This window comes from Actinomycetes bacterium (genome assembly GCA_022599915.1).
Taxonomy (GTDB): domain Bacteria; phylum Actinomycetota; class Actinomycetes; order S36-B12.
The window spans coordinates 65679-91650 of sequence record JAHZLH010000053.1; the positions used below are offsets into that span (position 1 = coordinate 65679).

Annotated in this window: 20 protein-coding genes; 18 read left to right on the forward strand and 2 right to left on the reverse strand. The window is 62.0% G+C overall.

Annotation, left to right across the window (positions count from 1 at the left end; genetic code table 11):
* Positions 1 to 30 precede the first annotated feature (30 nt).
* The 16 genes from rsmH to K0U62_09065 all read left to right on the forward strand — a co-directional run bounded on the left by rsmH (position 31) and on the right by K0U62_09065 (position 17153).
* A complete protein-coding gene (gene rsmH, locus K0U62_08990) occupies positions 31 to 1032 on the forward strand; it encodes a 16S rRNA (cytosine(1402)-N(4))-methyltransferase RsmH (GenBank protein ID MCH9801646.1) in 1002 nt (333 codons plus the stop codon).
* Positions 1029 to 1682 carry a hypothetical protein gene (locus K0U62_08995; protein ID MCH9801647.1) on the forward strand — a complete coding sequence of 218 codons (654 nt, stop codon included), beginning with the start codon at positions 1029 to 1031 and terminating at the stop codon, positions 1680 to 1682. Before rsmH ends, K0U62_08995 begins: the two co-directional genes overlap by 4 nt.
* Positions 1679 to 3493, forward strand: coding sequence for a penicillin-binding protein 2 (locus tag K0U62_09000; protein ID MCH9801648.1), 1815 nt, complete (start codon positions 1679 to 1681; stop codon positions 3491 to 3493). Before K0U62_08995 ends, K0U62_09000 begins: the two co-directional genes overlap by 4 nt.
* Positions 3490 to 4995, forward strand: coding sequence for a UDP-N-acetylmuramoyl-L-alanyl-D-glutamate--2,6-diaminopimelate ligase (locus tag K0U62_09005; protein ID MCH9801649.1), 1506 nt, complete (start codon positions 3490 to 3492; stop codon positions 4993 to 4995). The genes K0U62_09000 and K0U62_09005 overlap by 4 nt, the downstream gene beginning before the upstream one ends.
* Positions 4992 to 6380: a UDP-N-acetylmuramoyl-tripeptide--D-alanyl-D-alanine ligase gene (locus K0U62_09010; protein MCH9801650.1), complete on the forward strand. Its 1389-nt coding sequence runs from the start codon at positions 4992 to 4994 to the stop codon at positions 6378 to 6380. The genes K0U62_09005 and K0U62_09010 overlap by 4 nt, the downstream gene beginning before the upstream one ends.
* The gene (mraY, locus tag K0U62_09015) at positions 6380 to 7447 is read left to right on the forward strand and encodes a phospho-N-acetylmuramoyl-pentapeptide-transferase (protein MCH9801651.1); all 1068 of its coding nucleotides are present in this window, start codon (positions 6380 to 6382) and stop codon (positions 7445 to 7447) included. Before K0U62_09010 ends, mraY begins: the two co-directional genes overlap by 1 nt.
* Positions 7444 to 8880 carry a UDP-N-acetylmuramoyl-L-alanine--D-glutamate ligase gene (gene murD, locus K0U62_09020; GenBank protein MCH9801652.1) on the forward strand — a complete coding sequence of 479 codons (1437 nt, stop codon included), beginning with the start codon at positions 7444 to 7446 and terminating at the stop codon, positions 8878 to 8880. The genes mraY and murD overlap by 4 nt, the downstream gene beginning before the upstream one ends.
* 2 nt (positions 8881 to 8882) lie before the next feature.
* Positions 8883 to 10064 (forward strand): putative lipid II flippase FtsW, encoded by a 1182-nt coding sequence (ftsW, locus tag K0U62_09025; protein ID MCH9801653.1) that lies wholly within the window; start codon positions 8883 to 8885, stop codon positions 10062 to 10064.
* Entirely contained in the window at positions 10064 to 11167 is a 1104-nt protein-coding gene (gene murG, locus K0U62_09030; GenBank protein ID MCH9801654.1) for an undecaprenyldiphospho-muramoylpentapeptide beta-N-acetylglucosaminyltransferase, read from the forward strand. The genes ftsW and murG overlap by 1 nt, the downstream gene beginning before the upstream one ends.
* Entirely contained in the window at positions 11164 to 12615 is a 1452-nt protein-coding gene (gene murC, locus K0U62_09035; GenBank protein MCH9801655.1) for a UDP-N-acetylmuramate--L-alanine ligase, read from the forward strand. Before murG ends, murC begins: the two co-directional genes overlap by 4 nt.
* Entirely contained in the window at positions 12596 to 13399 is an 804-nt protein-coding gene (locus tag K0U62_09040) for a cell division protein FtsQ/DivIB (GenBank protein ID MCH9801656.1), read from the forward strand. The genes murC and K0U62_09040 overlap by 20 nt, the downstream gene beginning before the upstream one ends.
* Positions 13400 to 13655: 256 nt before the next feature.
* Positions 13656 to 14795 (forward strand): cell division protein FtsZ, encoded by a 1140-nt coding sequence (gene ftsZ / locus K0U62_09045; GenBank protein MCH9801657.1) that lies wholly within the window; start codon positions 13656 to 13658, stop codon positions 14793 to 14795.
* On the forward strand, positions 14792 to 15553 hold the full coding sequence (gene pgeF, locus K0U62_09050) for a peptidoglycan editing factor PgeF (protein MCH9801658.1): 762 nt from the start codon (positions 14792 to 14794) through the stop codon (positions 15551 to 15553). Before ftsZ ends, pgeF begins: the two co-directional genes overlap by 4 nt.
* A 13-nt stretch (positions 15554 to 15566) precedes the next feature.
* Complete coding sequence (locus K0U62_09055) at positions 15567 to 16274, forward strand: YggS family pyridoxal phosphate-dependent enzyme (GenBank protein ID MCH9801659.1); 708 nt, start codon at positions 15567 to 15569, stop codon at positions 16272 to 16274.
* Positions 16275 to 16367: 93 nt separating this feature from the next.
* Positions 16368 to 16865, forward strand: coding sequence for a cell division protein SepF (locus tag K0U62_09060; protein ID MCH9801660.1), 498 nt, complete (start codon positions 16368 to 16370; stop codon positions 16863 to 16865).
* A 9-nt stretch (positions 16866 to 16874) separates the two neighbouring features.
* Positions 16875 to 17153 (forward strand): YggT family protein, encoded by a 279-nt coding sequence (locus K0U62_09065; protein ID MCH9801661.1) that lies wholly within the window; start codon positions 16875 to 16877, stop codon positions 17151 to 17153.
* A gap of 123 nt (positions 17154 to 17276) precedes the next feature.
* On the opposite strand, the gene K0U62_09070 is transcribed toward K0U62_09065, so the two are convergent.
* Positions 17277 to 20279 (reverse strand): family 16 glycosylhydrolase, encoded by a 3003-nt coding sequence (locus K0U62_09070; GenBank protein ID MCH9801662.1) that lies wholly within the window; start codon positions 20277 to 20279, stop codon positions 17277 to 17279.
* 124 nt (positions 20280 to 20403) lie between these two features.
* On the opposite strand from K0U62_09070, the gene K0U62_09075 reads away from it, so the two are divergent.
* The gene (locus K0U62_09075) at positions 20404 to 21981 is read left to right on the forward strand and encodes a choice-of-anchor D domain-containing protein (GenBank protein ID MCH9801663.1); all 1578 of its coding nucleotides are present in this window, start codon (positions 20404 to 20406) and stop codon (positions 21979 to 21981) included.
* 124 nt (positions 21982 to 22105) lie between these two features.
* On the opposite strand, the gene ileS is transcribed toward K0U62_09075, so the two are convergent.
* The gene (ileS, locus tag K0U62_09080; protein MCH9801664.1) at positions 22106 to 25237 is read right to left on the reverse strand and encodes an isoleucine--tRNA ligase; all 3132 of its coding nucleotides are present in this window, start codon (positions 25235 to 25237) and stop codon (positions 22106 to 22108) included.
* Between the two features lie 410 nt (positions 25238 to 25647).
* On the opposite strand from ileS, the gene K0U62_09085 reads away from it, so the two are divergent.
* On the forward strand, positions 25648 to 25972 hold a 325-nt coding region (locus tag K0U62_09085; protein MCH9801665.1), incomplete at its 3' end, for a hypothetical protein.

Here is a 25972-nt window from a genome sequence, read left to right on the forward strand (position 1 = left end):
CGGCTTACGATCGACGCGCAAGGGGAACCTATGAACGAGCACTCAGCGCCGGATCCGGTGGATACGGCTCGCTCAGCGCACGTTCCCGTCATGCTGGACCGCACGGTGGACCTGCTGAACCCAGCGGCAGGCCCTGGATCCGTACTAGTGGACTGCACCTTGGGCATGGGTGGGCATACCGAGGCGCTACTTGCGGCGAATCCCGATGCTCAGGTGGTGGGGATTGACCGCGATCAGCAGGCCCTCGACCTCGCTACCGCCCGGTTAGCGGTCTTTGGCGATCGATTCCATGGATTTCGGGGCGGTTTTGATGAGTCGGACCGCATCCTCGACGCAGCTGGCGTGGCTGCGCCAGCGGCTTATCTGTTCGATCTCGGCGTGTCTAGCCTGCAGTTAGACAGCGATGAGCGGGGCTTCGCTTACGCTCGAGAGACCCCCCTTGACATGCGGATGGATGGCAGCAATCCGCTGAGTGCGGCGGATGTGCTGAATAGCTACAGCGGAGAGGAGTTGACTCGCGTGTTCTACCGATATGGCGAAGAACGGCATGCGCGTCGGATCTCCGCTGCCGTAGTAGCCATGCGTGAACAACAACCGCTGCGGACCAGCTACGACCTCACCAAGGCTGTGGAAGAGGCGCTGCCAGCGGGCCCTCGTCGCTCCGGTCATCCCGCCAAGCGAGTTTTTCAGGCACTGCGAATCGAGGTCAACGATGAGTTGGGCGCCCTGCGTCGAGGGCTGACTGCCGCAATTCGCCGAGTCGCGGTGGGTGGCCGCATCGTGGTGATGTCGTACCACTCACTAGAGGACCGGATAGTGAAGCGCGCCTTCGCTAGCGGTGCTGAGTCTTCCGCGCCTGCCGATCTACCGGTGGTCCCCGACGAGTACTTACCCTTCCTCACCCTGCTTGGCCGGGGTGCTCAGCAAGCAAGCGAAGCGGAAATCGCTGAGAACCCTCGCGCGAAGCCGGTTCGATTGCGAGCAGTGTCCAAGACTGCTTCGGTCCCTGATCACTGGCAGGGGGCAGCATGAGCACAACCCTGCAGGCGCCGACCAAGCGCCGTTCCCGGCGGACCCCGTCGCCAGAAAAAGTGCCGACTCCTGAGTTCCAGCGGCAAGGCAATGCGTCGTCGCTACCCTTCATCGGATTGGTCGCGGCGATTCTAGGCGGCGGCTTGCTAGCTCTGCTGATGGTCAATAACAGTCTGGCTGCTGGGTCGTTTGAGCAGGCTCGGCTGCGAGCTGATCAAGTGGCGTTTTTTGAACAGGAGCAGGTGCTGCGGCAGCAGGTAGAACGGCTATCGTCACCGACGCAGGTACGCAAAGCAGCTCGACGGCTGGGCATGCTGCCAGCAGCAACCACCGTGTACTTCGACGCCGCAACTGGTCGGATCTTGGGTGTGCCCAAGCCCGCCGGGAAAGTAGTTGGCGGGGAAACACCGCTGACTGGCGAGGAGCCGCTGGCCCCGACCGACCTCTTCACCGAGCCGGGTGCCGAGGCCACCGAAGGTGCTACCGAAGCGGGCGAAGCCGCACCGGCGGATGATGCTGGTGCCGCAGCCGAGTCAGATTCGGAAACCGCAGAGCCGTCGCCGGCCGAGGGCGATGGTGCCGCCGTCACTGGCTCTGAGCCGTTGTCTGCCTACGACCGCGCAGTCATTACCGGGGGGATCGAGGAATGAGCACTACCACTAGACCACCACGTCGGGCGGAGGCGGATCGGCCGGCTCCACCGGCCAGTAAGCCGTTTCGGATGGCCTCATCGCGGCGGCGAGTCCAAATGCTGGTTTTGGGGTTCGCCCTCATTCTGAGTCTGTTCGCTGCGCGACTAGTGGAATTGCAGGCGCTCAAGGCTCCAGAACTCGCTTCGGCGGCCCTCAAACAGCGCATTATGTCTCAAGACATCCCGGCGATACGAGGCTCGATTAGCGACATCAAAGGGGTTCCCCTCGCCACCACGGTCGAAGTACGAGACATCACGGCAGACCAGACCTTGATCGAAGATCCAGCGGAAACCGCTGCAGTGCTCGGGCCGATAATTGACATGGCACCAGCGGAACTTGAGCCGATGCTGACCGGTGAGCGTCGTTTCATCTACCTCACCAAAGCGGCTGAGCCGCAGGTCTGGCGGGATATCCAGGCGTGGCGCACCGAGGACGGCAACGACCCGGAAGTGCTGCAGGGAATCTTCTCGGAACGACGCAACGTTCGTGACTATCCCAATGGTGAACTCGCCTCCTCCATTGTGGGCTTCACCAACTCGGAAGGAAATGGCGCCGTCGGACTCGAGGCTGGTCTTAACGATCTCCTCGTCGGTACGCCAGGAAAAGTGACCTACGAGCAGTCTGCCGGTGGTACCGAAATCCCCACCTCGGATGTTCAGCGAGCGGATCCGGTGAGCGGTACTGATGTACGGCTCACTATTGATGCTGATCTGCAATGGGCTGCGCAACAGGCTGTTGCAGATCGGGTGGAGTCATCCAATTCCGACTTCGGCATGGTGGTGGTGCTGGAAGTTGGAACTGGTCGAATCCTCGCTATGGCGACTGCACCCAGCTTCGATCCGCTAAACCCGGATCAGGCCGAGCCTGAGGATTGGAGCAATCGTCCGGTCACCTGGGCGATGGAGCCCGGCTCTACCTCCAAACTGATGTCGATCGCCGGTGTCTTGGAAGAAGGCGTCATGACACCACGTAGTCAAGTGGTAGTTCCCGGCTTGCTATTCCGGGGTGGCAAGGAATTTAAGGACTCCACCGAGCACGGAACTTTAAATATGACTCTGGCGGGAGTGTTGGCGGAGTCCAGCAACATTGGCACCATCCTGGCTTCAGAAAAAATGGGTGGGAAAAAGCTCTACAAGTATCTGAAGGCATTCGGGGTGGGCGAACCCACCGGTCTGGAATACCCCGGAGCGCAGTCCGGCTATATTCCGGCACCCAAGGACTGGTCTGATACCTCTTTCCCCACGCTGGCGTTCGGACAGGGCATGTCGATGACGGCGCTCCATATCGCGGATATGTTCGCCACCATCGGCAACGATGGTGTCCCGGTGAAACCGCGGCTGGTCGATTCCTACACCACCGTGGATGGCGTCACCGAGGAAACTGAGCCGGAAGCCCGCGAGGCGGCGATTTCGCCGAAGACCGCCAAGACTATGCAACGCATGATGCAGATGGTCGTGGGTGAAGGTGGTACTGCCGCGAACGCGAAGGTGCCTGGCTACCTGATGGGTGGCAAGACCGGTACCGCGCAGCGGTACGACGAGACGTGCGGCTGCTACTCCGGCTACACCGCGAGTTTCGTGGGGATGGCTCCCGCGGATGACCCGCAGATCGTGGTGGGCGCGTGGTTCGACAACCCGCAGGGCGGCTACTACGGTTCCGAGGTCGCGGGTCCGGTAACGCAGAAGATCATGACCCAGGCACTTGCGTTGCGTAATGTCCCGCCGACCGGAGGCAAGCGCGCCAACTTCCCGCTCAAGTTCGGTGAGTGACAGTGACTCCGCGACCGCAGTACGCAGCCAGCGTCCAACTGGCTGATATTTCTCCGTTGGCAACGGCACCGACAGTGGCCGATGTCGCAGTGAGGGGGGTGACCCTCGATTCTCGTGCGGTGCAGCCCGGCGATCTCTACGCGGCCTTGCCTGGTGCCAATACCCATGGCGCCCGATTCGCGGCCGATGCCGTGGCTGCCGGTGCGGCCGCAGTGCTGACCGATCAGGATGGGGAGCAGCTGATCGGGGAGACGGCGGTGCCCGTCGTTGTGGTGGCGGATCCGCGCGGTGTTCTGGGGGAGGTGTCCGCGCACATCTATGGGAACCCCGCTCGGGACCTGACCATGATTGGCGTCACCGGCACCAACGGCAAGACCACTATGACCTACCTGCTGGCGGCCGGACTCGCGGCGGCCGGACCCGTGGGCATCATCGGAACCACCGGCGTGCGGATTAGCGATGAGGTGCTTCCTAGCGCCCGTACAACGCCAGAGGCGCCCGATGTTCACGCATTGCTTGCCGTAATGCGAGAGCGGGGCGTGCGCACCGTGGCCATGGAAGTCAGCAGTCATGCGTTGGCCCTAGGGCGGGTAGACGGCATCCACTTCGATGTCGCGGCTTTCACCAATCTCACCCAAGACCACCTGGACTTCCACGGCTCCATGACTGCGTACTTCGAGGCGAAGGCTGACCTGTTTACTCCTGCTCGCAGTCGTCGCGCGATCATTTGCATCGATGACGAGTGGGGGCAGCAGCTACTGGCCACGACGGCCATCCCCGCTGAAAGCTACGCAGTGTCCCGGGCAGCAGACTGGGGACTGATCGATGTCGAGCAGACTCCGACCGGGGCTTGGCGGGCATCAGCGGTTGGACCCGACAGCGTGCAAGTTGCGCTCTCCTCGCAACTGCCGGGGCAGTTCAACCAGGCGAACGCCCTCGGTGCTTTGGCGGTGCTCGTCGCGGCGGGTCTGACCCCGGCGGCCGCAGCAGCCGGGATCGCGACCTGTCCGGGAGTACCAGGCCGGATGGAGGCGGTAGCTAGCGACGAGTTGGGTGCATACGTGGACTACGCTCACACGCCGGACGCGGTGGCCCGAGCTATCGAAGTTGCCCGTGGGTTCAGCGCTGGTCGTATTTTGGTGGCGCTGGGGTGTGGCGGTGACCGGGATGCTGGCAAGCGGGAAGAGATGGGTAAGGTCGCTGCTGTGGCCGCGGATGTCCTCATCGTCACCGATGACAACCCTCGTTCCGAAGAACCGGCCACGATTCGCGCCGCCGTGCTGGCTGGAGCGCGGCAATCAGGAGGTCGAGCAGAGGTGAGTGAAATCGGGGATCGAGCGGCTGCTATCGCGGAACTCGTGACCCGGGCGCAGCCGGGTGACGCCATCCTCGTTCTTGGTAAAGGGCACGAAACTGGCCAACAGATCGGTGACCAACTGATTCCGTTTGATGATCGGGAGCAGTTGGCTGCGGCGCTCGCTGGAACAAGGTCAACCGCGTGAAACAACTGACTTTGGAACAGATTGCGGCTGCTGTGGGTGGCTCGCTGGACCAGGCTGATCCACAGGCGATCGCTACTGGTGCTGCCGCAGATTCCCGGTTGGTGGCCCCGGGCGATCTGTTTGTCGCCATCGTGGGTGAGCGAGTAGACGGTCACGATTATGCGGCAGCGGCATTCGAGTCCGGTGCAGCGGCGGTACTGGCTCAACGTCCCGTTGCCGGACCGGCCATTCTGGTGGAGGATCCCGTTGCGGCGCTAGGAGCCCTAGCTCGTTATCTGCTGACTCTGCTGCCTGAGCTGGACGTGGTCGGTGTCACCGGTTCGTCCGGGAAAACCTCCACTAAAGACTTGCTGGCGGCAGTATTCGCCAGTCGAGGTCCGGTGGTTGCGCCAGCCGGCTCGTTCAATTCCGAGGTGGGTCTGCCCTTGACCGTGCTGCGCTGCGACGACACCACCCGCACCTTGGTGTTGGAGATGGGAGCGCGCGGTATCGGGCATATCGACTATCTCTGCGGCATTGCGCACCCCAAAGTTGGTGTCGTGCTGAATGTGGGATCAGCACACGTCGGCGAGTTCGGCTCTCGTGATGCCATTGCCACCGCCAAAGGAGAACTGCCGGCGAATTTGTCGGCGACTGGTGTGGCAGTTCTCAACGCCGATGATCCGCGAGTGGCGCGCATGACCACGCCCGGCACCACATTTACCTATGGCTTCGCGGCCGCTGCAGATGTCCGAATCGAAAATCTGGATCTAGATGAACGGATTCGGCCGATCTTTGATCTGGTCCACGGGGAAGATCGAGCCCGAGTCAGGTTGCGGGTAGCGGGGGAGCATCAAGCCAGTAATGCGGCTGCCGCGGCAACTGCCGGGCTCGCCCTGGGGATGTCGCTTGCGGAGGTCAGTTCGCAGTTGGAGCAGGCCGAGATTGTGAGCCGCTGGCGGATGGAGGTCAATGACTCGACCGCCGGCATCACGGTGATCAACGATGCCTACAACGCCAACCCGGAATCGATGACCGCGGCGCTGAAGGCGCTGGCGGAGTTTGGCCGCAATCGGCCCGGTAACACCACCTGGGCGGTGCTCGGCGAGATGCTGGAACTGGGTGATTCGACGACGGACGATCATGATCGGATCGGACGACTGGCGGTACGGTTGCACGTCCATCGCCTTATCGCGGTTGGTGAAGGCGCGCGGGCCATCCACCTTGGGGCAGCGCACGAGGGTTCGTGGGATGGCGAATCGGTGTGGCTGCCCGACGCAGCCGCGGCTGCTGAGGTGCTTGCCGCGGAGGCCCGTAGCGGAGATGTGGTCCTGATTAAGGCATCGCGTGCGGTGGGTCTGGAACGGGTGGCTGAGGCGTTGCTGCCGGAAGAGGTCGATAGCTGATGCCTCTGATTATGTTGTCTGGCGGTATGGCCCTACTGGTGACGCTTTTCGGTACACCGCTACTCATCAAGTTGTTGCGCAAACATGGCTACAGTCAGGCGATCCGGATGTCACACGATGACATCAACTACCCCGAGCACACGGCCAAAATCGGTACGCCCTCTATGGGTGGGGCCGCCATCATCATTGCCATCCTGGTGGGCTACTTCGGCACCCACCTGATCTTCTGGTCGCCGCCTTCCGCCTCGGGACTGCTCGTGCTGGGGCTCATCGTTGGACTGGCGCTTGTGGGGATCGCGGACGACTACCTCAAGATCTTCAAACAGCGGTCAACGGGAATCAGGGCTCGTACCAAGCTGATTGGTCAAGCAATCGTGGCCGTGGGTTTCGCGGTCTTGAGCGTGCAGTTCCCCGATGAGAACGGTCTCACTCCGGCATCCCAAGCCATCTCCTTCGTTCGGGACACTCCTTGGATATTGCCGCTGGGGTTGTTCGTACTGTGGGTGTGGTTCCTTGTCACCGCAACGACGAACGGCGTCAACCTGACTGATGGGTTGGATGGCTTGGCCGCAGGTGCTGCGCTGGCATCCTTCGTTGCCTACATCGTGATCTCGTTGTGGGAGTTCAACCAGTCGTGCGCGGAGTCGGTAGGTGAACTCTGCTACAACGTCAGAGACCCATTGGATCTGACCGTGGTTGCGGCTGCGTGCGCCGGTGCCTGTTTCGGGTTCCTCTGGTGGAACACCCACCCCGCCCGGATTTTCATGGGTGACACCGGATCGCTAGCGCTCGGTGGCGGTATTGCGGGTCTGGCGGTGATGACGCAATCCGAGTTGCTGCTCATCCTGATCGGTGGCCTGTTCTTCATCATCACCGTCTCAGTCATCCTGCAGGTGGGCTCATTCAAGTTGACCGGCAAGCGAGTGTTCCGGATGGCCCCGCTGCACCACCACTTCGAACTACTGGGCTGGCCGGAGATTCTGATCGTGGTCCGGTTTTGGATCGTCCACGCCATGTGTATTGCGATAGCGCTCACGTTGTTCTTCTTTGGCTGGGTCACCACATGATCGATGCGCTGAGTCTGGATTCTGACTGGAGTCGGGTGCGGGTTGGCGTTGCCGGTATTCGGCTGGCTGGCGCGGCGTGCGCTCGAGCGATGCGGGAGTTGGGTGCCACCGTTACCGCAGTAGATGGTGGCGACTCCGAAGAGCATCAGCGCTGGGCGGGGGAGCTCAGCAACCTGGGCGTTGCGGTGCGGCTAGGCGATGGTGACAGTTTGCCGGCCGACCTGGACCTGTTGGTGGTGTCACCGGGATTTCCCCCTGGTGCGCCGATTATCACTGCTGCCCAAGCAGCCGGAATTCCGGTCTGGGGGGAACTCGAACTAGCCTGGCGGTTGCGCTCTTCGGAATCGGCGCCGTGGCTGGCGATCACCGGAACGAACGGCAAGACCACTGCCACGCTGATGCTGGAGTCAATGCTGCGAGCTGCCGATCTGCGAGCCGTGGCGGCTGCCAATATTGGCGTATCATTAGTGGATGCAGTGCTGCATCAAGAACTGGACGTGATCGCGGTTGAGGTAGGGGCACCGCAAGTGCCGTTTTGGTGGACAGTGAGCCCGGAAGCCGCGGTCTGCCTCAATATCGCCGAAGATCACGTCGATCATTTTGGCTCCTTCGACAACTATGTCCGAACCAAGGCGCGCATCTACCAGCGCACCCAACGGGCGGCGGTCTACAACGTGGCGGATGAGGTGACTCGTCAGATGGTTGCGGCTGCCGAGGTCCTGCCGGGTTGTCGAGCAGTCGGCTTTGGTTTGGGTGTTCCGGCGGTGGGCGAGCTGGGGGTGGTGGAGGATCTGCTCGTCGACCGAGCCTTCGTCGCCGATCCGCAAGGAGGCGCCGCGGAACTAGCCAGCTTCGCCGATATCCATCCATTCGCCCCGCACAATGTGGCGAACGCGCTCGCCGCCGCGGCCCTGGCCCGGGCCCACGGTCTGCCACCGGAGGCGGTAGCCGCTGGACTTCGCGATTTCGAACCCGCAGGCCATCGGATCGCTCAGGTGGCTGAAGTCGCCGGTGTCCGGTTCATCGATGACTCCAAGGCCACCAACGCTCATGCCGCCACCACGTCGCTGCGCGCCTACGAAAAATCGGTGTGGATTGCCGGTGGGTTAGCGAAAGGTCAAGAGTTTGACGATCTGATCACTGCCTGTGCTGACCGGATCCGCGCGGTGGTGCTGTTGGGCCAAGATCGACAGGTGATTTCTGAGGCACTGGCGCGACACGCCCCCGACCTACCCGTCGTGGAGGTGTCCAGGACGGACACTGGGGCGATGGCAGAGGTGGTGTCAGCCGCTGCGAGCCTGGCTCAGCCGGGTGACGCGGTGCTGCTAGCCCCCGGATGCGCTTCGTGGGACATGTTCTCGAACTACGGGGAACGGGGTGACCTGTTCGCCCAGGAGGTGCGTCAGCTGCCCGGCTACGAGCAGGAAGGCTGAACATGAGCGTGACCGAGCATGACGCCAGTTCTGACCTCCGGGAAAGACTGGGCAAGCATCCGGCCAGCATCTACTACCTGATGCTCGGGTCGACGCTGTTCCTACTCGCCCTAGGCCTCGCAATGGTGTGGTCGGCATCAGCCATCGACTCGCTGCGGGAGACCGGTGGCAGTACCGACCTGTTCTTCAAACAAGCCATTTTCGCCGTGATTGGGCTCGTCGGTCTCTTCATCGCGGCCAAATTGCCGACGTCCAAAGTCCGCGCGTTCGCGTGGCCGTTGCTGCTGATCGCCGTAGCCGCCCTGATTCTGGTGTTGATTCCCGGTATCGGGGTGGAGGTGTACGGGCAACGGAACTGGATCGAGGTCGGGCCGATTCGGATACAGCCCTCCGAGATCGCCAAACTTGCGCTGGTGGCTTGGGGGGCTGATGTGCTCACCCGCAAGTACCGACCGGTCATGGATTGGCCGACCCTGTTGATTCCAGTGGTGCCAGTGGGGCTGGTGATGGTCTTCCTGGTGGTGATGGAGGGCGACTTTGGCAACGCCATGATCCTGGCAATCATCTTGGCTGGATTGTTGTTCGCGGCTGGAGCGCCGCTGCGACTGTTCGCGTTCATGGGTGCCCTTGGTCTTGTGGGTGTGGCAATGATGTCTTTTGGTGCGGAGTATCGGGTGCGTCGCTGGACGGCCTTCCTGGACCCGGATGCCGACACCCTCGACGGCGCCTGGCAGGTGACCCAAGGCATGTACGCGATGGGTACCGGTGGCTGGTGGGGAGTCGGCATCGGCGCGTCGCGAGAGAAGTGGGGGACGCTGCCCGCCGCCCACACTGACTTCATCCTGCCGGTCATCGGGGAAGAACTCGGCTTGGTGGGAACCCTGATGGTGTTGGTGTTGTTCGGTGTGCTGATCTTCTCGATTCTGCGATTGGCCAAGGAATCCCCCGATCGATTTGTCCGGCTGCTGGCGGCCGGTATGGGGACGTGGCTCATTATTCAGATCATCACCAACGTCGGGGCGGCGTTGAAGATGCTGCCCATTACTGGAGTGACTTTGCCCCTGGTGTCCTACGGTGGTTCGTCGCTCGTACCGCTGCTCGCGGGAATCGGTCTGCTGCTAGGCGCTGCCCGCCGACATGCTCACGCCGTGCAGGACCAACAGTCTGCGGCCAGGAGCACGTGATGAGCCACGACCGCCCGATCCGGGTAGGAATTGCCGGCGGCGGCACTGGCGGTCACATCGAACCCGCCCTCAACCTGGCCGACGAAATTCGCCGCCAACAGCCGGATAGTCACATCGTGGTGTTCGGCACCGAACGGGGTTTGGAAGTAGATCTAGTGCCGGCGCGGGGCTACGAACTGACGTTGATCCCGCCGGTGCCGCTGCCGCGACGCATCAACAAGGAGTTGTTCTCGTTGCCAGGTCGGCTCCGCCAAGCAGTGGCTGAGTCCCGGGAGGTCATTGCCCGGGAGGACTTGGACGTGATCTGTGGTTTCGGCGGTTATGTGTCGATCCCGGTGTACTTGGCTGCCCGACGAGCCAAGACCCCGTTCGTGGTTCACGAAGCCAACGCCAAACCGGGTTTGGCGAATCGAGTGGGAGCTCGACTCACTCCGTTTGTGGCGGAAAACTACGCCGGCTCGCTGCGGCATGCGGCCCGGCTTGGCTGTCCGCTGCGCGCGGCTATCTCTGACTTGGATCGGGGACAGCAGCAACAAGCCGCTCGCGAGTTCTTCGGCCTGGCTCCCGACGGCCAGGTGCTGTTGGCTTTTGGCGGTTCGCAGGGAGCCGCGTCGATCAACCAAGCGATCTGGGAGGCGGCCGCAGACCTGTGCGGTGAGGGAGTGCAGATACTGCACGCGGTCGGCGCTCGCCAGCAGGATGAAGGGGATGCCTTCCGGGAACAGGCACCCTCGGGCTATCACTCGCTTCCATTTATCGACCGAATGGACTTGGCCTATGCGGCGGCGGATATTGCGGTATGTCGGTCCGGGGCAATGACCTGTGCCGAGGTCGCCGCGGTGGGGCTGCCGGCCATTTATGTTCCCTATCCGATCGGCAACGGTGAGCAGCGCTTCAACGCTGCCCCGGTCGTGAGCGCTGGCGGCGGTCTGATGATTCAGGATGCCGAGTTGAGCGGAGTGACTTTGGTGTCGGCGGTAATGCCGATCCTGGCGGATCCGGCGTTGATCGGCCAGATGACGACGGCGGCCGCAAACTATGGCATTGCTGATGGTGCCGCGCAGTTGGCGGCGATGGTGCGTACTGCGGCGGGAGTGGAATGACCACATCGCCGTGCACTCTGGCCGAACTGGGCCGCGTCCATCTCGTTGGAGTTGGTGGCGCTGGCATGTCCGGGCTTGCGCGGCTACTGCTGGATCGGGGTGTTCCGGTGTCAGGCAGTGACATGCGGGATTCGACTCGGCTGGCGGCGCTGCGATCGCAGGGCGCGAAGATCTACATCGGTCATAGCCCAGACCAACTCCAGACCCCGAACGGTCCGGTACAGACGGTTATTGATACCCCGATCATTCCGGATGACAACCCGGAGATTCGGGCTGCTCGGGAACGTGGCATCCCCATTATTTCTCGGTCAATCGCACTGCAACTGGTGATGGCTGATTCCACCGTCGTGGGGGTAGGCGGCACCCACGGCAAGACCACCACCACCTCGATGATCACCGTGGCGCTTCAGCACTGTGGTGTCGATCCCTCTTATGCCATCGGCAGTGAGGTCAACGATCTCGGCAGTAATGCTCACACGGGCACTGGCGACCTGTTCATCGCTGAAGCAGACGAATCCGATGGTGCGTTCCTGCGAATGGATCCCACAGCGGTGGTAGTTACCAACGTTGAACCGGATCATCTGAATCATTGGGGAAGCTACGAAGCGCTCAAGCAAGCGTTTGACGATTTCGTGGGCCTAGTGCGCCGCAACGACGGTTTTGCTGTGGTGTGCATTGATCAGGCTGACAGTGCTGAGTTGGCATCCCGTGCTCGAGAGCGCGGCACCCGAGTCGTGACGTACGGCGAAGAGCCGACTGCTGACTATCGGGTGGAGATTCTCGGTCGAGATCAGGCGGACTACAAGTTCGACGTCGTGGCTGGCGGTGAGCGGCTGGGGCCGATCTCGCTAGCAGTCCCGGGTCGGCACAACGCCCTCAATGCCACTGCGGCCCTAGCAGTGTGCGTCGGGCTAGGTATGCCGCGGGATGCGGTTCGTGACGGTCTGTCTAGTTTCGCTGGTACCCGACGTAGATTTGAGTTCCGCGGTGAAGTAGCTGACATCCGGGTCTATGACGACTACGCCCATCACCCCACTGAACTCAGCGCAACGTTGCAGGCAGCGCGGGAGTTTGTTGCTGGCGGTCGGCTGGTCGTCGCTTTTCAAGCTCACCACTACTATCGAACCGCGCTATTCAGCCGAGAGTTTGGCGAAAGCCTAGGACTGGCGGACGAAGTCGTCGTCTTGGAGGTTTTTGCGCCGGGGGAGGAGCCGATACCCGGTGCCTCCGGCCAATCGATGGCCAGTAATGTGCCGCTACCGCCAGGCCAAGTTGTGTTTGAACCATCGTGGTCTGCAGTTGCCGGCCACCTCGCGGAACGAGCACGGCCAGGAGATATTGTCATGACCCTGGGTGCCGGGGACATCTCCATGCTGGGCCCGGAAGTTCTTGATCTGCTCCGCGAGCGATATCCAGAAGGGGGAGCCCATGAATACGCTGATGGATGACCCGATTGTGGAAACCGAGCCTGGGATTGCGCAGATCGAAGAGCCGCCGCAGCGCCGATTTCGTCCTCGTCGCAGCCGGGTGATCGCTGTTGGGGTGCTGGCAGCCGGGCTGGTGGCAGCCGCCTATTGGATGATGTCCTGGTCGTCGCCGATCCCGGTGCGAGACGTTGTTGTAGTTGGAGCCTTGCCCGAGACCGCGGAACAGGTGCTGGCGGCAGCCGGAATTCCTGATGGCACGGCACTGCGAGACGTCGATCAGCAGACGGTGGTGTCCGCGGCCGTCGCGGTTGAAGGGATTGAAGCCGCTGAACTGGAGTTGGAGCGTCCCTGGACGGTCGTGATCCAGGTTGATGAGCGAATCCCGTTCGCGATTCGGGGCGAAAAAGGCAATTGGATTGTGTTCGATCAGCAGGGCGAGCCGATTCGGGAAGAAGGCAGCCGCCCGAAGGGACTGCCGGTGATCTCCGGGGAGGATTCTCGTTGGCCGGAACTGGCGGATGCGCTGGCCGCGATCGAGCAGCAAGAACCGGGAGTGGTCCGCGAGGCCAATATCTCCGATGACGGTTTGATCGCGCTGCGACTCGATGGTGGCAGCGAGGTGACCTGGGGGCGTTCGGAACTCAACCAGGACAAAGCCCAAGTGCTGGCTGCGCTAATGTCGTTGAAGGCAGATGGCTATGTGGTATCCACCCCAGACCGACCCTCTCTAGTTGGCGATGCCAAGCTGCCCAAACGAAATACTGACCAAGAGGAATCTCAGCCGCAGCCGGAGTCGGTGCAGTAGCGTTTCCAGCTGCCGCAAGCGCTGACAAGTCCAGACCTCGACTATAGGTCGAGGAATTACCCGCGATTTTTCCCGTGATCTGATCGAAACTCCTTGCACGGGGTACTGCGGCTGCATAGGCTCCAGCCCAATGCCAGGTCAGCAATGGCCCTCAACGTCAGGTTGAGAGTTGGGTAAATCGGGCGTTCAGGGGACTATCGCCGGAAAATCCGGTGTCGAATCCGCCGCACTACGCGGCGTGGGGAGGGAAGTAGAAATGGCTGCTCCGCAAAACTATCTCGCGGTCATCAAGGTTGTCGGTATCGGCGGCGGTGGTGTCAACGCGGTAAACCGAATGATTGAGTACGGGCTCAAGGGAGTCGAGTTCATCGCGATCAACACCGACGCTCAAGCGCTGCTCATGAGCGACGCGGACGTCAAACTCGACATTGGTCGGGATTTGACCCGTGGACTAGGCGCCGGGGCGGACCCGGACGTCGGTCGTCAGGCCGCCGAGGACCACGCTGATGAGATCGAAGAGGTGATGAAGGGCGCTGACATGGTCTTCGTCACCGCAGGTGAAGGTGGCGGCACTGGCACTGGTGGCGCACCCGTCGTAGCTCGCATTGCTCGCGGACTGGGCGCGCTGACCATCGGCGTTGTCACCCGACCATTTGGGTTCGAGGGTCGCCGCCGCAGCGCCCAGGCTGAGACCGGTATCGAATCGCTGCGTGGCGAGGTCGACACCCTGATCGTGATCCCCAACGACCGGTTGCTTTCGCTGACTGACCGGCAGATCAGCGTCATCGACGCTTTCCGTCAGGCAGATCACGTCCTGCTACAGGGTGTGTCCGGCATTACTGACTTGATCACAACCCCGGGCTTGATCAACCTCGACTTCGCTGACGTGAAGAGCGTGATGCAAGGCGCCGGTTCGGCGTTGATGGGTATCGGCTCCTCACGAGGTGAAGACCGCGCCATCTCCGCCGCGGAGAGCGCCATCAACAGTCCACTGCTGGAGGCCAGTATCGACGGTGCCCACGGGGTGCTGATGTCGATCGCCGGTGGTAGTGACCTTGGCTTGTTCGAGATCAACGAGGCAGCCCGGCTGGTATCCGAAGCTGCGCACCCAGAGGCCAACATCATCTTCGGTGCCGTCATCGACGACACGCTGGGCGATGAGACTCGGGTGACGGTGATTGCGGCTGGCTTCGATGGCGGGCTCCCCAAGGCTCGCTCTGAGTCCGAAAAAACCGTGCAGCTTCCTGAAACCGAGACCGTCTCGGTCCGACCCACCGCGACTCGGCAGTCGGATCAGCCGGCGGCAACCCAGCCGGCCGGCACTGGCCGTCCAGTGGAGCCGATCGTGTTTGACGACCCGGATGACGGAATCGATATCCCCGACTTCCTGAAGTGAGTCAGTGGCAGGCTCCCGAACCGCCACCAGGAGTCCGCTGGCACTTCTCCAGTCGGGCGGGTGGGGTGAGTTCCGGTCCCTATGCCGGACTCAACCTTGCCGATCACGTGGGAGATGATCCCGATTCGGTCAGCCGTAATCGCGAAGTGCTGGCTGGCCGCATCGGGCTGGCGCCGGAGCGGATCGCGGTGATGCAGGCAGCACACGGTCGGGACGCCGCGATTGTCAGTGAGGCTGGCACAGTCCCCGCTGTTGACGGCCTCGTCACCACCACCCCGGGATTGGGATTGTTAGCGCAAGGCGCTGACTGTGCCACGGTGGCGCTCGCTGACAGCGAGGCAGGGGTTGTGGCTGCGGTGCACTCCGGCTGGCGGGGCGTCTCGGTGAACGCTACAGCAGCCGTGGTCGAACGGATGGTCGCGTTGGGGGCAGAGCCGAGCCACATGCATGCCGCGATTGGTCCAGTGATCTGTCCCGGTTGTTACGAGGTTTCTAGTGAGGTGCGTGATCAAGTGGGTGCTGCCGCTAGTTCCGCTGTCGCGGAAACCAGGCGGGGGACTCCTGCCGTCGATCTCCACGCCGGTGTTATTGAGCAACTGCAGCGGGCTGGTGTTCAAGTGATGGCCGCCGATCCGGCCTGTACCTACGAGTCGAGCGACCGGTACTCCTACCGTCGCGATGGCACCACTGGGCGTCAGGGAATGCTGATCGCCTTGATACCGGTCGAAAGCACTCAAGGGGAGGCGAATCGTGACTGAATCCCCATCAGAGTTGCCTGACCCAGCGGCCCGCCGCGATCAGATCGCCGTCGGACTGCAGCAGACGCAGCAGCGGATCGCAGCTGCCTGCGCAGCGGCCGAGCGAGACCCAGCCGAGGTCACCCTCATTGTGGTGACCAAGACCCGCCCCGCTAGCGATGTCGCCATCTTGGCGCGGCTGGGCGTCACCGATGTGGGAGAGAATCGGGAGCCGGAGGCTAGCCGCAAGCACGCTGAGTGCGACGGACTTCCGCTGACCTGGCACTTCATCGGTCAACTGCAGCGCAACAAGACTGGCAAAGTTGCCCGCTACGCCGACATGGTGCATTCCCTGGACCGCCCGGAGGTAGTAGCTGCCCTTGATGGCGCCGCTGAGCGCGCTGAGCGGACGATCTCCGCCCTAGTACAGGTCGATCTGTCCGGCGGTGCCGAGGGCCGTGGTGGTGTGGCACCGGAGCAACTGCCGTCGCTATGTCAGCAGGTGGCTGACTCCGAACAACTGCGGCTGGCTGGCATCATGGCCGTCGCACCGCTGCAGGAAGACCCAGCAGCGGCTTTCGACCGGCTCGCGCAACTGCGCGAATCGGTACTCGTAGACTTCCCAATGGCGCAACTATTGTCCGCTGGGATGAGTGGTGACCTCGAACAGGCCGTTCAGGCCGGTGCGACACATGTGCGCGTCGGTAGTGCGGTGTTAGGGGAACGTCACTATGTCAGGTAACGTCAGGGTGCGGGTATCCGTTCGTGACGCCAATCAGCAGGCGCCCACGAGAGGATGTCCCAGGCGCCTCCCTTCCCCGATCGAGGAGCAGACATGGCACATGCGATGAAGCGACTGGGTGTGTATCTCGGCCTAGTCGAAGACGATCCCAACTACGTGCACCCTGGGTACGACGAGCCAAGCCGGACCTCGGCTGCCCCGGTTCGGGCGGTGCCAGCGAGCACTCCGGCTCCGGTCACGACGCTGCCCCGGACTGAGTCAGCCACGGCAACTGCGGTTGCTGATCCGGTGTCGGTGCAGTCGGACATCGATCCGTACTCGATCCACACCATCCACCCGCGCTCCTACAACGATGCGCGGCGGATTGGTGAGGAGTACCGCGCTGGTGCGCCAGTCATCATGAACTTGACCGAGATGGATGACTCAGACGCTAAACGCATCGTTGATTTCGCGGCTGGCCTCGTTTTTGCCATGAACGGCACGATCGAGCGGGTCACCCAGAAGGTATTCTTGCTGTCGCCAGCCAACGTTGACGTCCGGGATGCTCCGGCCGTCCAACAGGCTCGGGACGGCTTCTACAACCAGAGTTGAGTTTTCTTCGTGATCTTCGGGATTCTTGCCACAGTCCTGTGGATCTATTGGCTGATTTTGATCGGCAGGCTGATTTTTGACTGGGTGCAAGTCTTTGCGCGGGATTGGCGACCCAAAGGTCCGGTGTTGCTCATCGCAGAAGCCATTTACACGCTCACTGACCCACCGCTGAATTTCTTACGCCGCTTCATCCCGCCGTTGCGCCTGGGCCAGATCAGTTTGGATCTGTCCTTCCTAGTGCTGATCCTTGCCGTCGGTATTGGCGTCTCGGTGCTATCCGGTCTCTAGCAGGCCACAGTCGCCATCCAGTAACACCGTCGGCGCCGCCTGTGGCGCGCGAGACTTATTGCCCCATGCCCGGCAACCGAATCCGGGCATATCATCCGTAGCGTTGAGTCCGCGCAGTAGCTGCTACTTCCCGACGACGGGATATTCACTTGGCGGGGCGTACCAGCCATTGGGCCACGTCTCGGCCACCCAGGCGTCGTTGGGCTCGTTGAAGGGAGTGATCTCCACGCGATCGATTTCCAGGACCGTCGTGTCAAACTCGGGGTCCCCGGCCCAGCCGACACGGTCCACGTACTCGCCGTTGACTCGTTCCTTGTAGCCGGACGCTGGGAACCAGATGCCGATCCAGAACCGGGCAGCGCGGTAGGGGATGTTGTCCTGGCCGTACTCGGCGCCCTCGTGGCGGTAGACCTCTTCGCCGTCTAGCGTCCAGATCACCTTGGGGATTTCCTCATTGCCGCCGGAGTGCCACTCAATGCCGAAGTCGTGGAACTCGCCATCAGCGATATTGCGACCGAAGTCGACGCGTCCTGGGTGATGGGCTCCTTCACCACCGAGTTTGCCGCCCCAACTATTGGCCCGGCCATTCTGGAAGCTGATCGGGTCATCCATGGTGCCGTTGGACAGATCGGTCGGGAACTCCCAATCGATCTCGGTGTTTCTGATGCGACTCGGTTCCTGCCAGTACTCCGGTTCGTCGGGGAAATGTTCGATGTAGTGGAAGTTCCAAAACGCGGAAACCGCACCGAGTTCCGGCGGGATCTTGGCGCGAACGACGTACTTTCCGGAGGCGAAGTAGTCGCGAGTGGCGATGCCGGCCCCCACCCGAGTTGTTCGACCGCCATGCCCCTGCTGGTCACCGCGGTACTGGTCGCCCTGAGCCTTCAGTTTCAAGACCCCATCGGCGAGGCTGACGTTTTCTGGGATAAGACCGCCGTTGTCGCCACCCCAGGCGCGATCGACGATGAGCCACTTCTGTGGATCGAGACCGCCCTCGAAATCTTCAATCAAGGTTTCGGTGGTCTGCGCCGGAGTGGGCTGCGGTGTATCCAGCCATTCCCCGCCAACCGCTTTCATCGACACGGAGTCGACTTCAAGAACGCCACTGTCTCCCTTCCACCGTTCGAGATGGAACTTGCCCGCTGTTTGGGTCGCGGGAGAGGTGAAGTCCACGTGATAGTCGCGCCAGTCGCCGTCATTGACCTGCAGATGATGGAACTCCTCACCCACCTTGATCCCGACTGTTGGTGCGCCGTCGGCTGCCCGCGCCCTCACCGTCAACCGGTATGCGCGTGAAGCTGCCAGCAATATCTGGGTGTCTTGGACCGCTCGTGCGGTGCGGTCATCGCGGGATTGCAAAGTGAGCAGACCATCGTTGACGCTGCCGAGATCGACAACCCAAGAAGCGTCCCCGAAAGAGAAATCGCCATTGCGAACGATCTCCGAGCCGGCGCTGGGCAAGGACACTGTTTCGGGTGCGCTCGGCCAACTGACGCCCACTGGTGGCTCCGGAACCGGCAAATCACCTGCCACTACTTTGACGTCATCGAAGAAGACGGAGCCCGCCACGTCGGTTTGGTATGCCTGGAGGTAAAGGTTCACCTGGCGATCGTTCGCACCGGTATAGAAAGTGAACCGCTTCTCCGACCACTGTGATTCCCGGACTGAGTTCGATTTTGGTTTCTGGACTCCCTGTTCGACTCCAAAGGAGGCCCAGACATCGCCGGTAGTACGGGTCTTCACGGCGAAGGTGTACTTCGTTCGCGGCTCAAGCCCGCCGACTGATTGACTGAGTCTCACGGTGGTGCCCGGGGCGGGGTCGAGTCTGATTGCCGAGGCGCCTTCCGGTGCATCATCAATGAGTTCAGGGCTTCCGGATTCCACCGTCCAGCCGTTTAGGCCGTCCTCAAAGCCGGGGTTGTCCACTCCTAGGTCGACTGGCGTCGTGGGTTCAGGCGTCGGACTGGTAGTGGGCTCTGAGTCTGATGGTGTGGGTGTGGGCGTGGGCTCGGCCGTCGGCGTTGGCGTTGGGGAACTTGACGGTTCGGGTCCCGGTTCCCGCTCCTCGGCTATGTCCCCGAGATAGGCTCGCACGCCGTCAACGCGAGCAGCACTTTGCTGGCCCTTCCACGCGTGGACGGACAGCGAAATCTCGGTGACATCGCCGGTGGTGAAGACTAGGCGGGAGTCGTCCTCGGCCTCGGTCCACTTGCCCTGATGTCCTTTGACTTTCACATAAGCAGCAGCATCGCCAGCGGGCGCTGCTCGATCCAAGAAAATGGTGTACGTCGAGTTTGGCTCGACTGCTACCTGTTGGCTGACCCGAGCCGTTCCGTCGGCGGCAGGAGCAAGGGTGAGTACACCGGTGCTGACTGTTGCGGCGGCATTGCTGTCACTACCGTCTTGCCAGCCGTCGAGCCCGTTGTCGAAGTCAGGGTTTTCTATCTGCAGGGATGATGGCGCGGTAAGCGTGGGTTGCGGCGTCGGTTCCTCACTCGGTGAAGGTTCAGTCGTAGGTTCAGCCGTGGCCGTGGGTTCAGCCGTTGGCGTCACTGTCGGGGTGGGTTCAACCGAGGGGGTTGGCGCAGGTGTTTCGGTGCCGTCACTCAACACGACGTCGTCCACGACGACAGTTCCGCTCTGGCGCTTCCACGCCTGCAGGTAGATCTCGACCTCGTTCACCCCGTCGGCGGTGCGGAAGTTCAGCGGAAGATCTGCCGACTCACGTTGCGTCCACTTGCCCTGATGTCCCTTAACGCCAAGAGCCGCTGTTGCACCTCGGCTGTCGACAACTGCGCTCAGGGAGTACTCCGTGTTGGGCCTGACCGACACGGTCTGCACCAGACGGGCAGTCCCATCAATAGCGGGGGCAAGAAGGGCTGAGTGGTCCCCTGATTCCGCAATCAGGCGAGCGCTGCCACTACCGCTCGAGTCGTTGCGCCAGGGACTAAGGACTCGGTCCTCGAAGTCGCCGTTCTGTAGACCGGCTCCTGAACTCCTGGACGCGTCTTGGTCGGCCGCTGTCACTGATGGATCTGATGCTGCCGGTCCGGAACCCAGCACCGCCAAGACAACTGCTCCGGTGACCAAACCAACACCACAAAATCTGATGGTCCCCATACTCATGGACCCTCCTCACCTGTCCAACTGCGACGTCGGAGTCCAGGATCTGGTTCACGTCATATGCACATTCACCCCACTGGACGAGTGAGCGGCAACAGATGTCTGACAGCGGTGGGCTGGGTGGTCGTTGCCGCCGCGGTCGGTGGGTGATGCGGTGGTGGGGTCGGCGACGACTCAGACGGTGACGTTGGTGAACGAGGGTGACTCGGCGACCACGGTGACGGCGGTCGCGGTTGCGGGTGATGAAGATTTCCGGCTGACAGACAAGGACAACTGCTCGCAGAGACGTCTTAAAGCTGGCGATGAATGTGAGGTGGGTATCCGGTTTGCGCCGACGACGGACGGAGTCCGTGCGGCGACGTTGCAGGTCAAACGTCAGGGTGCCGATGAGCCGGATCGTTTCGCGGTGTCGGGTGAGGGGGCGTATCCGGAAGCGTCGGCGGTGGTGAAGAACTTTTTGAAGGTGCCGGTGGGTAAGCAGCGTCGTCAGACGGTGGTGGTGAAAAACACTGGCAAGGTGGAGGTGCGAGTGAAGAAGGTGCGTGGCTACACCCCAGAGTTCCGACGTGAGAAGAACCCGAAGAAGGGCAGTTCGCTGAAGGGTGATCTGTGTCGGAGCCGGTCGTTGCAGCCGGGCGGTAAGTGTCGGGTGACGGTGGTGTTCGCTCCGGATCAGGTGGGTCCGCGTGCGGCCACGATCACGGTGTTTGCTAACACTTTGAATCCGAAGGAGTCGGTGCTGTTGCAGGGACAGGGTGTGGCGCCGGTAGTGACGGGTGAGCCGGTGGATTTCGGGGATCGGGAAGTGGGCACGGTGATCACGAAAACAGCGGTGATCACCAATAGTGGTGATGCGCCGCTGGAGGTGACCGAGGTGTCGGTGACTGATGAGCAGGGTACCGAGTTGGATGAGTTTGATGTCGCAAATGCCAGTGACTGCACCGATGACCGGGTGCCTCGGGGTGGACAGTGTGAGGTGAAGGTGCGGTTCTTCCCTCGTGATGACACCCAGTCCGCGGCCATCTTGACCGTGAAGTCGAATGCGGTGGAGTCCCCGAACTCACTGGCGGTGTCTGGCACCGGGTTCACGGTGATCACTCCTGATGAGAATGTGGAGGATTTAGGGCAGATCATTTCTGGTGGGGACGCGAAGCCACCGGCGCAAGCTGCGGAAGATGCGGTGTCGAGTCAGGGGGATGAGTACACGGTAGTCAAGGTGGTGCAGCGTAATGATGGTGGATACATCGTGGAGTTGGTCGATGCTGCCGGGAACACGGTGTGGGTGTATCTGACTGCTGACCTGACCGTGGAACGCATCACTAGCCAACTCGATGGCCTGGCGTCACCGGGTGCGGTGAAGAAACTGAAAGCACCAGCGAAGAAACGCAAAGCAAACAAGTTCACGGTGACGTGGAAGAAACCAAAGAATATTGGTAGCGCGCAACCGGATGGCTATTTGACGCGGATCACGAAGAAGGGCACGTCGAAGAAAGCCTCCCGGGCCGAGACGTGGACGAAGTGGAAATCCCAAGACTGGGTACCCGCCCCGAACGGGAAACTGTCTAAGAGGTTTAAGAAACTGTCACCGAGTTCTACCTACAGGGTGCAAGTACGGGCCCACAGCGTCGCTGGTAACGGCAAGAAGACCACCATCAATGTGACCACTAACCGCAAAGGCATCCCGAAGAAGTACGGCACCGGCTAGGACGTGGATTCTCTGGCCAGGCCGTCACCCGGGCATATGGCCCGATGGCGGCGTGGACCGGCTATGAGCGGAATCGCATTCCACGTCCGGTCGTCGTTGCCGCCAGCCGTTCAGTAGAAATGACCTAGCGGGATACCCAGATCTGGAAACTCTCGTCGCGATCTCTGAAGCCATCGGCGGGTATGTCTTCGCCAGCAGCGAGTTGTTCCACCGTTGTCGCTAGCACCTCGTCAGCAACCAGTTGGCCATGTTCAGCCATGGCTGCGGCTACTTGCGGATCCTGGCTATGCCAGCGCAAGGTGATGCGATCGCTGACGTCGAAACCAGAACTCTTGCGGGCTTCCTGCACCACCCGGATTAACTGCCGGGCGAGGCCCATGCGCTGCAGTTCATCGGTCAACTCCAGATCCAGCGCCACGGTGGCACCTTCGCCGGTTGCCACGGCCCAGCCTTCGCGCGGGGTTTCGGTGATGATGACGTCGTCTTGCGACAGTTCCACCGCGTCGAGCTCGGGAACCGTAATGCGGGTGGTGCCATCGCTAGAGCGAAGTTGGCCCACCAGCCCCTCGGGATCCAACTCGCCGATCGCTCGCGCTACGAGTTGGGTTTGCTTGCCGAACCTTGCCCCAAGATTGCGGAAGTTGGGTTTGACCGACACGTCCACCAAGTCACCGGCCGCAGCCGCCAGTGACTTGATCTCTATGGTGTTCAGTTCCTCAGCGATCTGCTGCCGCATATCGTCACTGAGGTCATCCCAGCCTTGGGCGGCGATCAGCGCGACCGACAACGGCTGCCGAGTTCCGATATTGGACTCGCCGCGGGCGGTGCGACCCAGATCCACCAGTTTGCGCACCAGCGACATCTGCTCATCCAGGCTGGCGTCGATCAGCGCGGGGTTCGGTTCCGGCCAGGCGGCCAGATGCACCGACGCCACGCCCGTGCTGTCAGCAAAGAGGTCCTGCCACACCCGCTCGGTGATGAACGGCGTGAGCGGGGCCATCGCCAGCGTGAGCAAGCGCAGACATTCGTGCAGCGTTTGTAGTGCGGCGGGGTCGCCTTCCCAAAACCGACGGCGGGAACGACGCACATACCAGTTGGACAGCGCATCAATGAAGTTCCCCAGCAGTCGCCCCGCCCGCTGGCTGTCGAACTCCTCTAGGGCGGCGTCCACTTCGGCCACCAGGCCGTTGGCGCGCGACAGTGCCCACCGGTCCATCACGTGATCGCTTGCCGGAGCGCTGTCGCTGGGCTCCCAGTCGGCTGTTCTTGCGTACAGGGCTTGGAAGGAGACAGTGCTCCAGTAGGTCGAGAGCGTGCGACGCCAGACTTCTTCGATCGCCTGGTGCCCCACTCGCCGCGCCTGCCACGGTGAACCGCTGGCCAGCATGAACCAGCGGACCGCGTCGGCGCCGTGCTCGTCCATCAACTCGATTGGATCAAGCACGTTGCCCAAGTTCTTGGACATCTTGCGGCCGTCCTCGTCCAAGATGTGGCCGAGGCACAAGACATTGCGGTAGGAGGACTCGTCGAACACCAGCGTGCCCACCGCCATCAGGGTGTAGAACCAACCGCGGGTTTGGTCGATGGCCTCACAGATGTAGTCAGCCGGGTAGCTGGCGCGAAACTCCTCCTGATTCTGATGCGGGTAACCCCACTGTGCGAAGGGCATCGCGCCGGAGTCGTACCAGCAGTCGATGACCTCAGGTACTCGGTTCGCGGTCTCGCCACAGTCGGGGCAGGGGATGGTGATGTCGTCCACGAAGGGTCGATGTGGATCCATGCCAGAGACATCTTGGCCAGCCAACTGTGACAGTTCGGCCAGCGATCCAACGGCGGTGATGTGGTCTTCCGGGCAGCGCCACAACGGCAGTGGGGTGCCCCAGTAGCGGTTACGGGACAGCGCCCAGTCGATGTTGTTGTTCAGCCAGTCGCCGTAGCGGCCCCACTTGATGGTGGGTGGGAACCAGTTGGTCGCCTCGTTTTGCGCCAGCAGTTCGTCTTTGCGGGCAGTGGTCTTGATGTACCAAGACGGCTGGGCGTAGTAGATCAACGGCGTGTGGCAGCGCCAGCAGTGCGGGTAGGCGTGCTCGTACGGCAGGTCCTGCAACAGCAGGCCGCGTTTTTCCAGGTCCGCGACTAGGTCCGGGTCGGCGTCCTTGAAGAACTTGCCGCCCACCAGCGGAATGTCCGGCTCGAAAGTGCCGTCCGGTTGCACTGGATTCACTACCGGTAGCCCGTTGTCTCGACCTACGGCCAAGTCGTCGGCACCAAAGGCGGGCGCGAGGTGGACCAGTCCGGAGCCGTCGTCGGTGGTGACGAAGTCACCGAGCACCACGATGTGGGCGTCGGGAACCTCCACCAAGTCGAAAGGAGCCTGGTAGTGGGAGCCAGCTAGGTCGTTCGGGCTGATCCGCTCCAGCACTTCGACGTCTTCATCTTGGAAGATGTGCTCCACCAAGGCCTCGGCCAGCACCAGCGTTTCTTCCCCCGACCGCACGATCACGTAGTCGGCGGTGGGGGAGGCCGCGACCGCGGTGTTGGAGACCAGGGTCCACGGGGTGGTCGTCCACACCACCAGTGCTGCCCCGGGGTGGCGTTCGGCGATCGGACCGTCGAGCAGTGGGAAACGCACGAACACCGATGGATCGACGACGTCTTCGTAACCTTGGGCCAGTTCGTGATCGGACAGTCCCGTCCCGCAGCGGGGGCAGTAGGGGGCGACTCGATGATCTTGCGCCAGCAGACCGCGATCGAAGATCTGCTTCAGTGACCACCACACCGATTCCACATAGGCCGGGTTCATGGTCCAGTAGGCCTGATCCATGTCGACCCAATAGCCCATCCGCTCGGTCATCACCGCGAACTGGTCGACGTGGCGCAGCACCGATTCCCGACACTTGTCGTTGAACTCGGCGATACCGAAGGCTTCGATGTCTTGTTTGCCGCTGAAACCCAGTTCTCGCTCCACGGTGAGTTCGACCGGGAGCCCGTGGCAGTCCCAACCGGCGCGACGGGGTACGTGGTAGCCCTTCATCGTGCGATGGCGCGGAAAAATGTCCTTGAAGACCCGCGCCTCGATGTGATGAGTTCCTGGCACACCGTTTGCGGTGGGCGGTCCCTCGTAAAACACCCACTGCGGCTTGCCGGCAGTTTGTTCCAAACTCTGGTGGAAGATGTCGTTGTCCTGCCAGAACTGCAGGATCCCCGCCTCCATGTCGGCGGCGCGTTCAATGCGGGGAGCAACCTCGCGGTACATCGACCCTCCGTGCTGTAACACCGGAAGGGACGGGAGGGCGCTTTGCCGTTCCCGCGGTACCACCCTTCTTGTCGCTGGGCTGCGACCGCTCATTGCGCACCGCGGCTGGATTTACTGGGCCAGTAGGCCGTTCTACCAGCGACTCCGGGGTGATGTGGTGCGCGATGACCGCCGGACTCACACCATCTCCGGTCGCTCTCCAGTCATTGATCGCGCCGCACGCGTCCCCATCGACGTGTTGCGGTGTCCTAATACTAGGCCAGTCTCATGCGCCTGGTGGCGACCTGGGACCGACGAAGACACCGAAACCGGGTCACATCGCTACATTGAGTGACGAATCTCACCCGATAATGTTCTTGCTTGCGCGGGGGGTGTTCCCTACATTCAGCAATGATCGTGAACGGAGAGTCATGGGTGAGAAGTCGCTAGTCGGCAAAGTGAAGAGTGCGGTGGGGGGCGCGGCCAATAAAGTGACGCGGCGAGGTTCAGAGTCAACTGAGACCAAGTCCGCGGCCAAAGGTTCGGGCAAGAAGACGGCCAAGAAGACCGTGGTCAGGAAGTCTCCCGGCAAGACCCCAGCCAAGAAGACCGTAACCACTAAGGCCCCAGCCAAGAAGGCGCCCGCGAAGAAGGCGCCCGCGAAGAAGGCGCCCGCAGCCGCGAAGAAAGCCCCCGCCAAGAAGAGCCCCGCAGCCGCGAAGCCGGCGAAAGCCGAGCCGGAGAACAAAGTTAGGG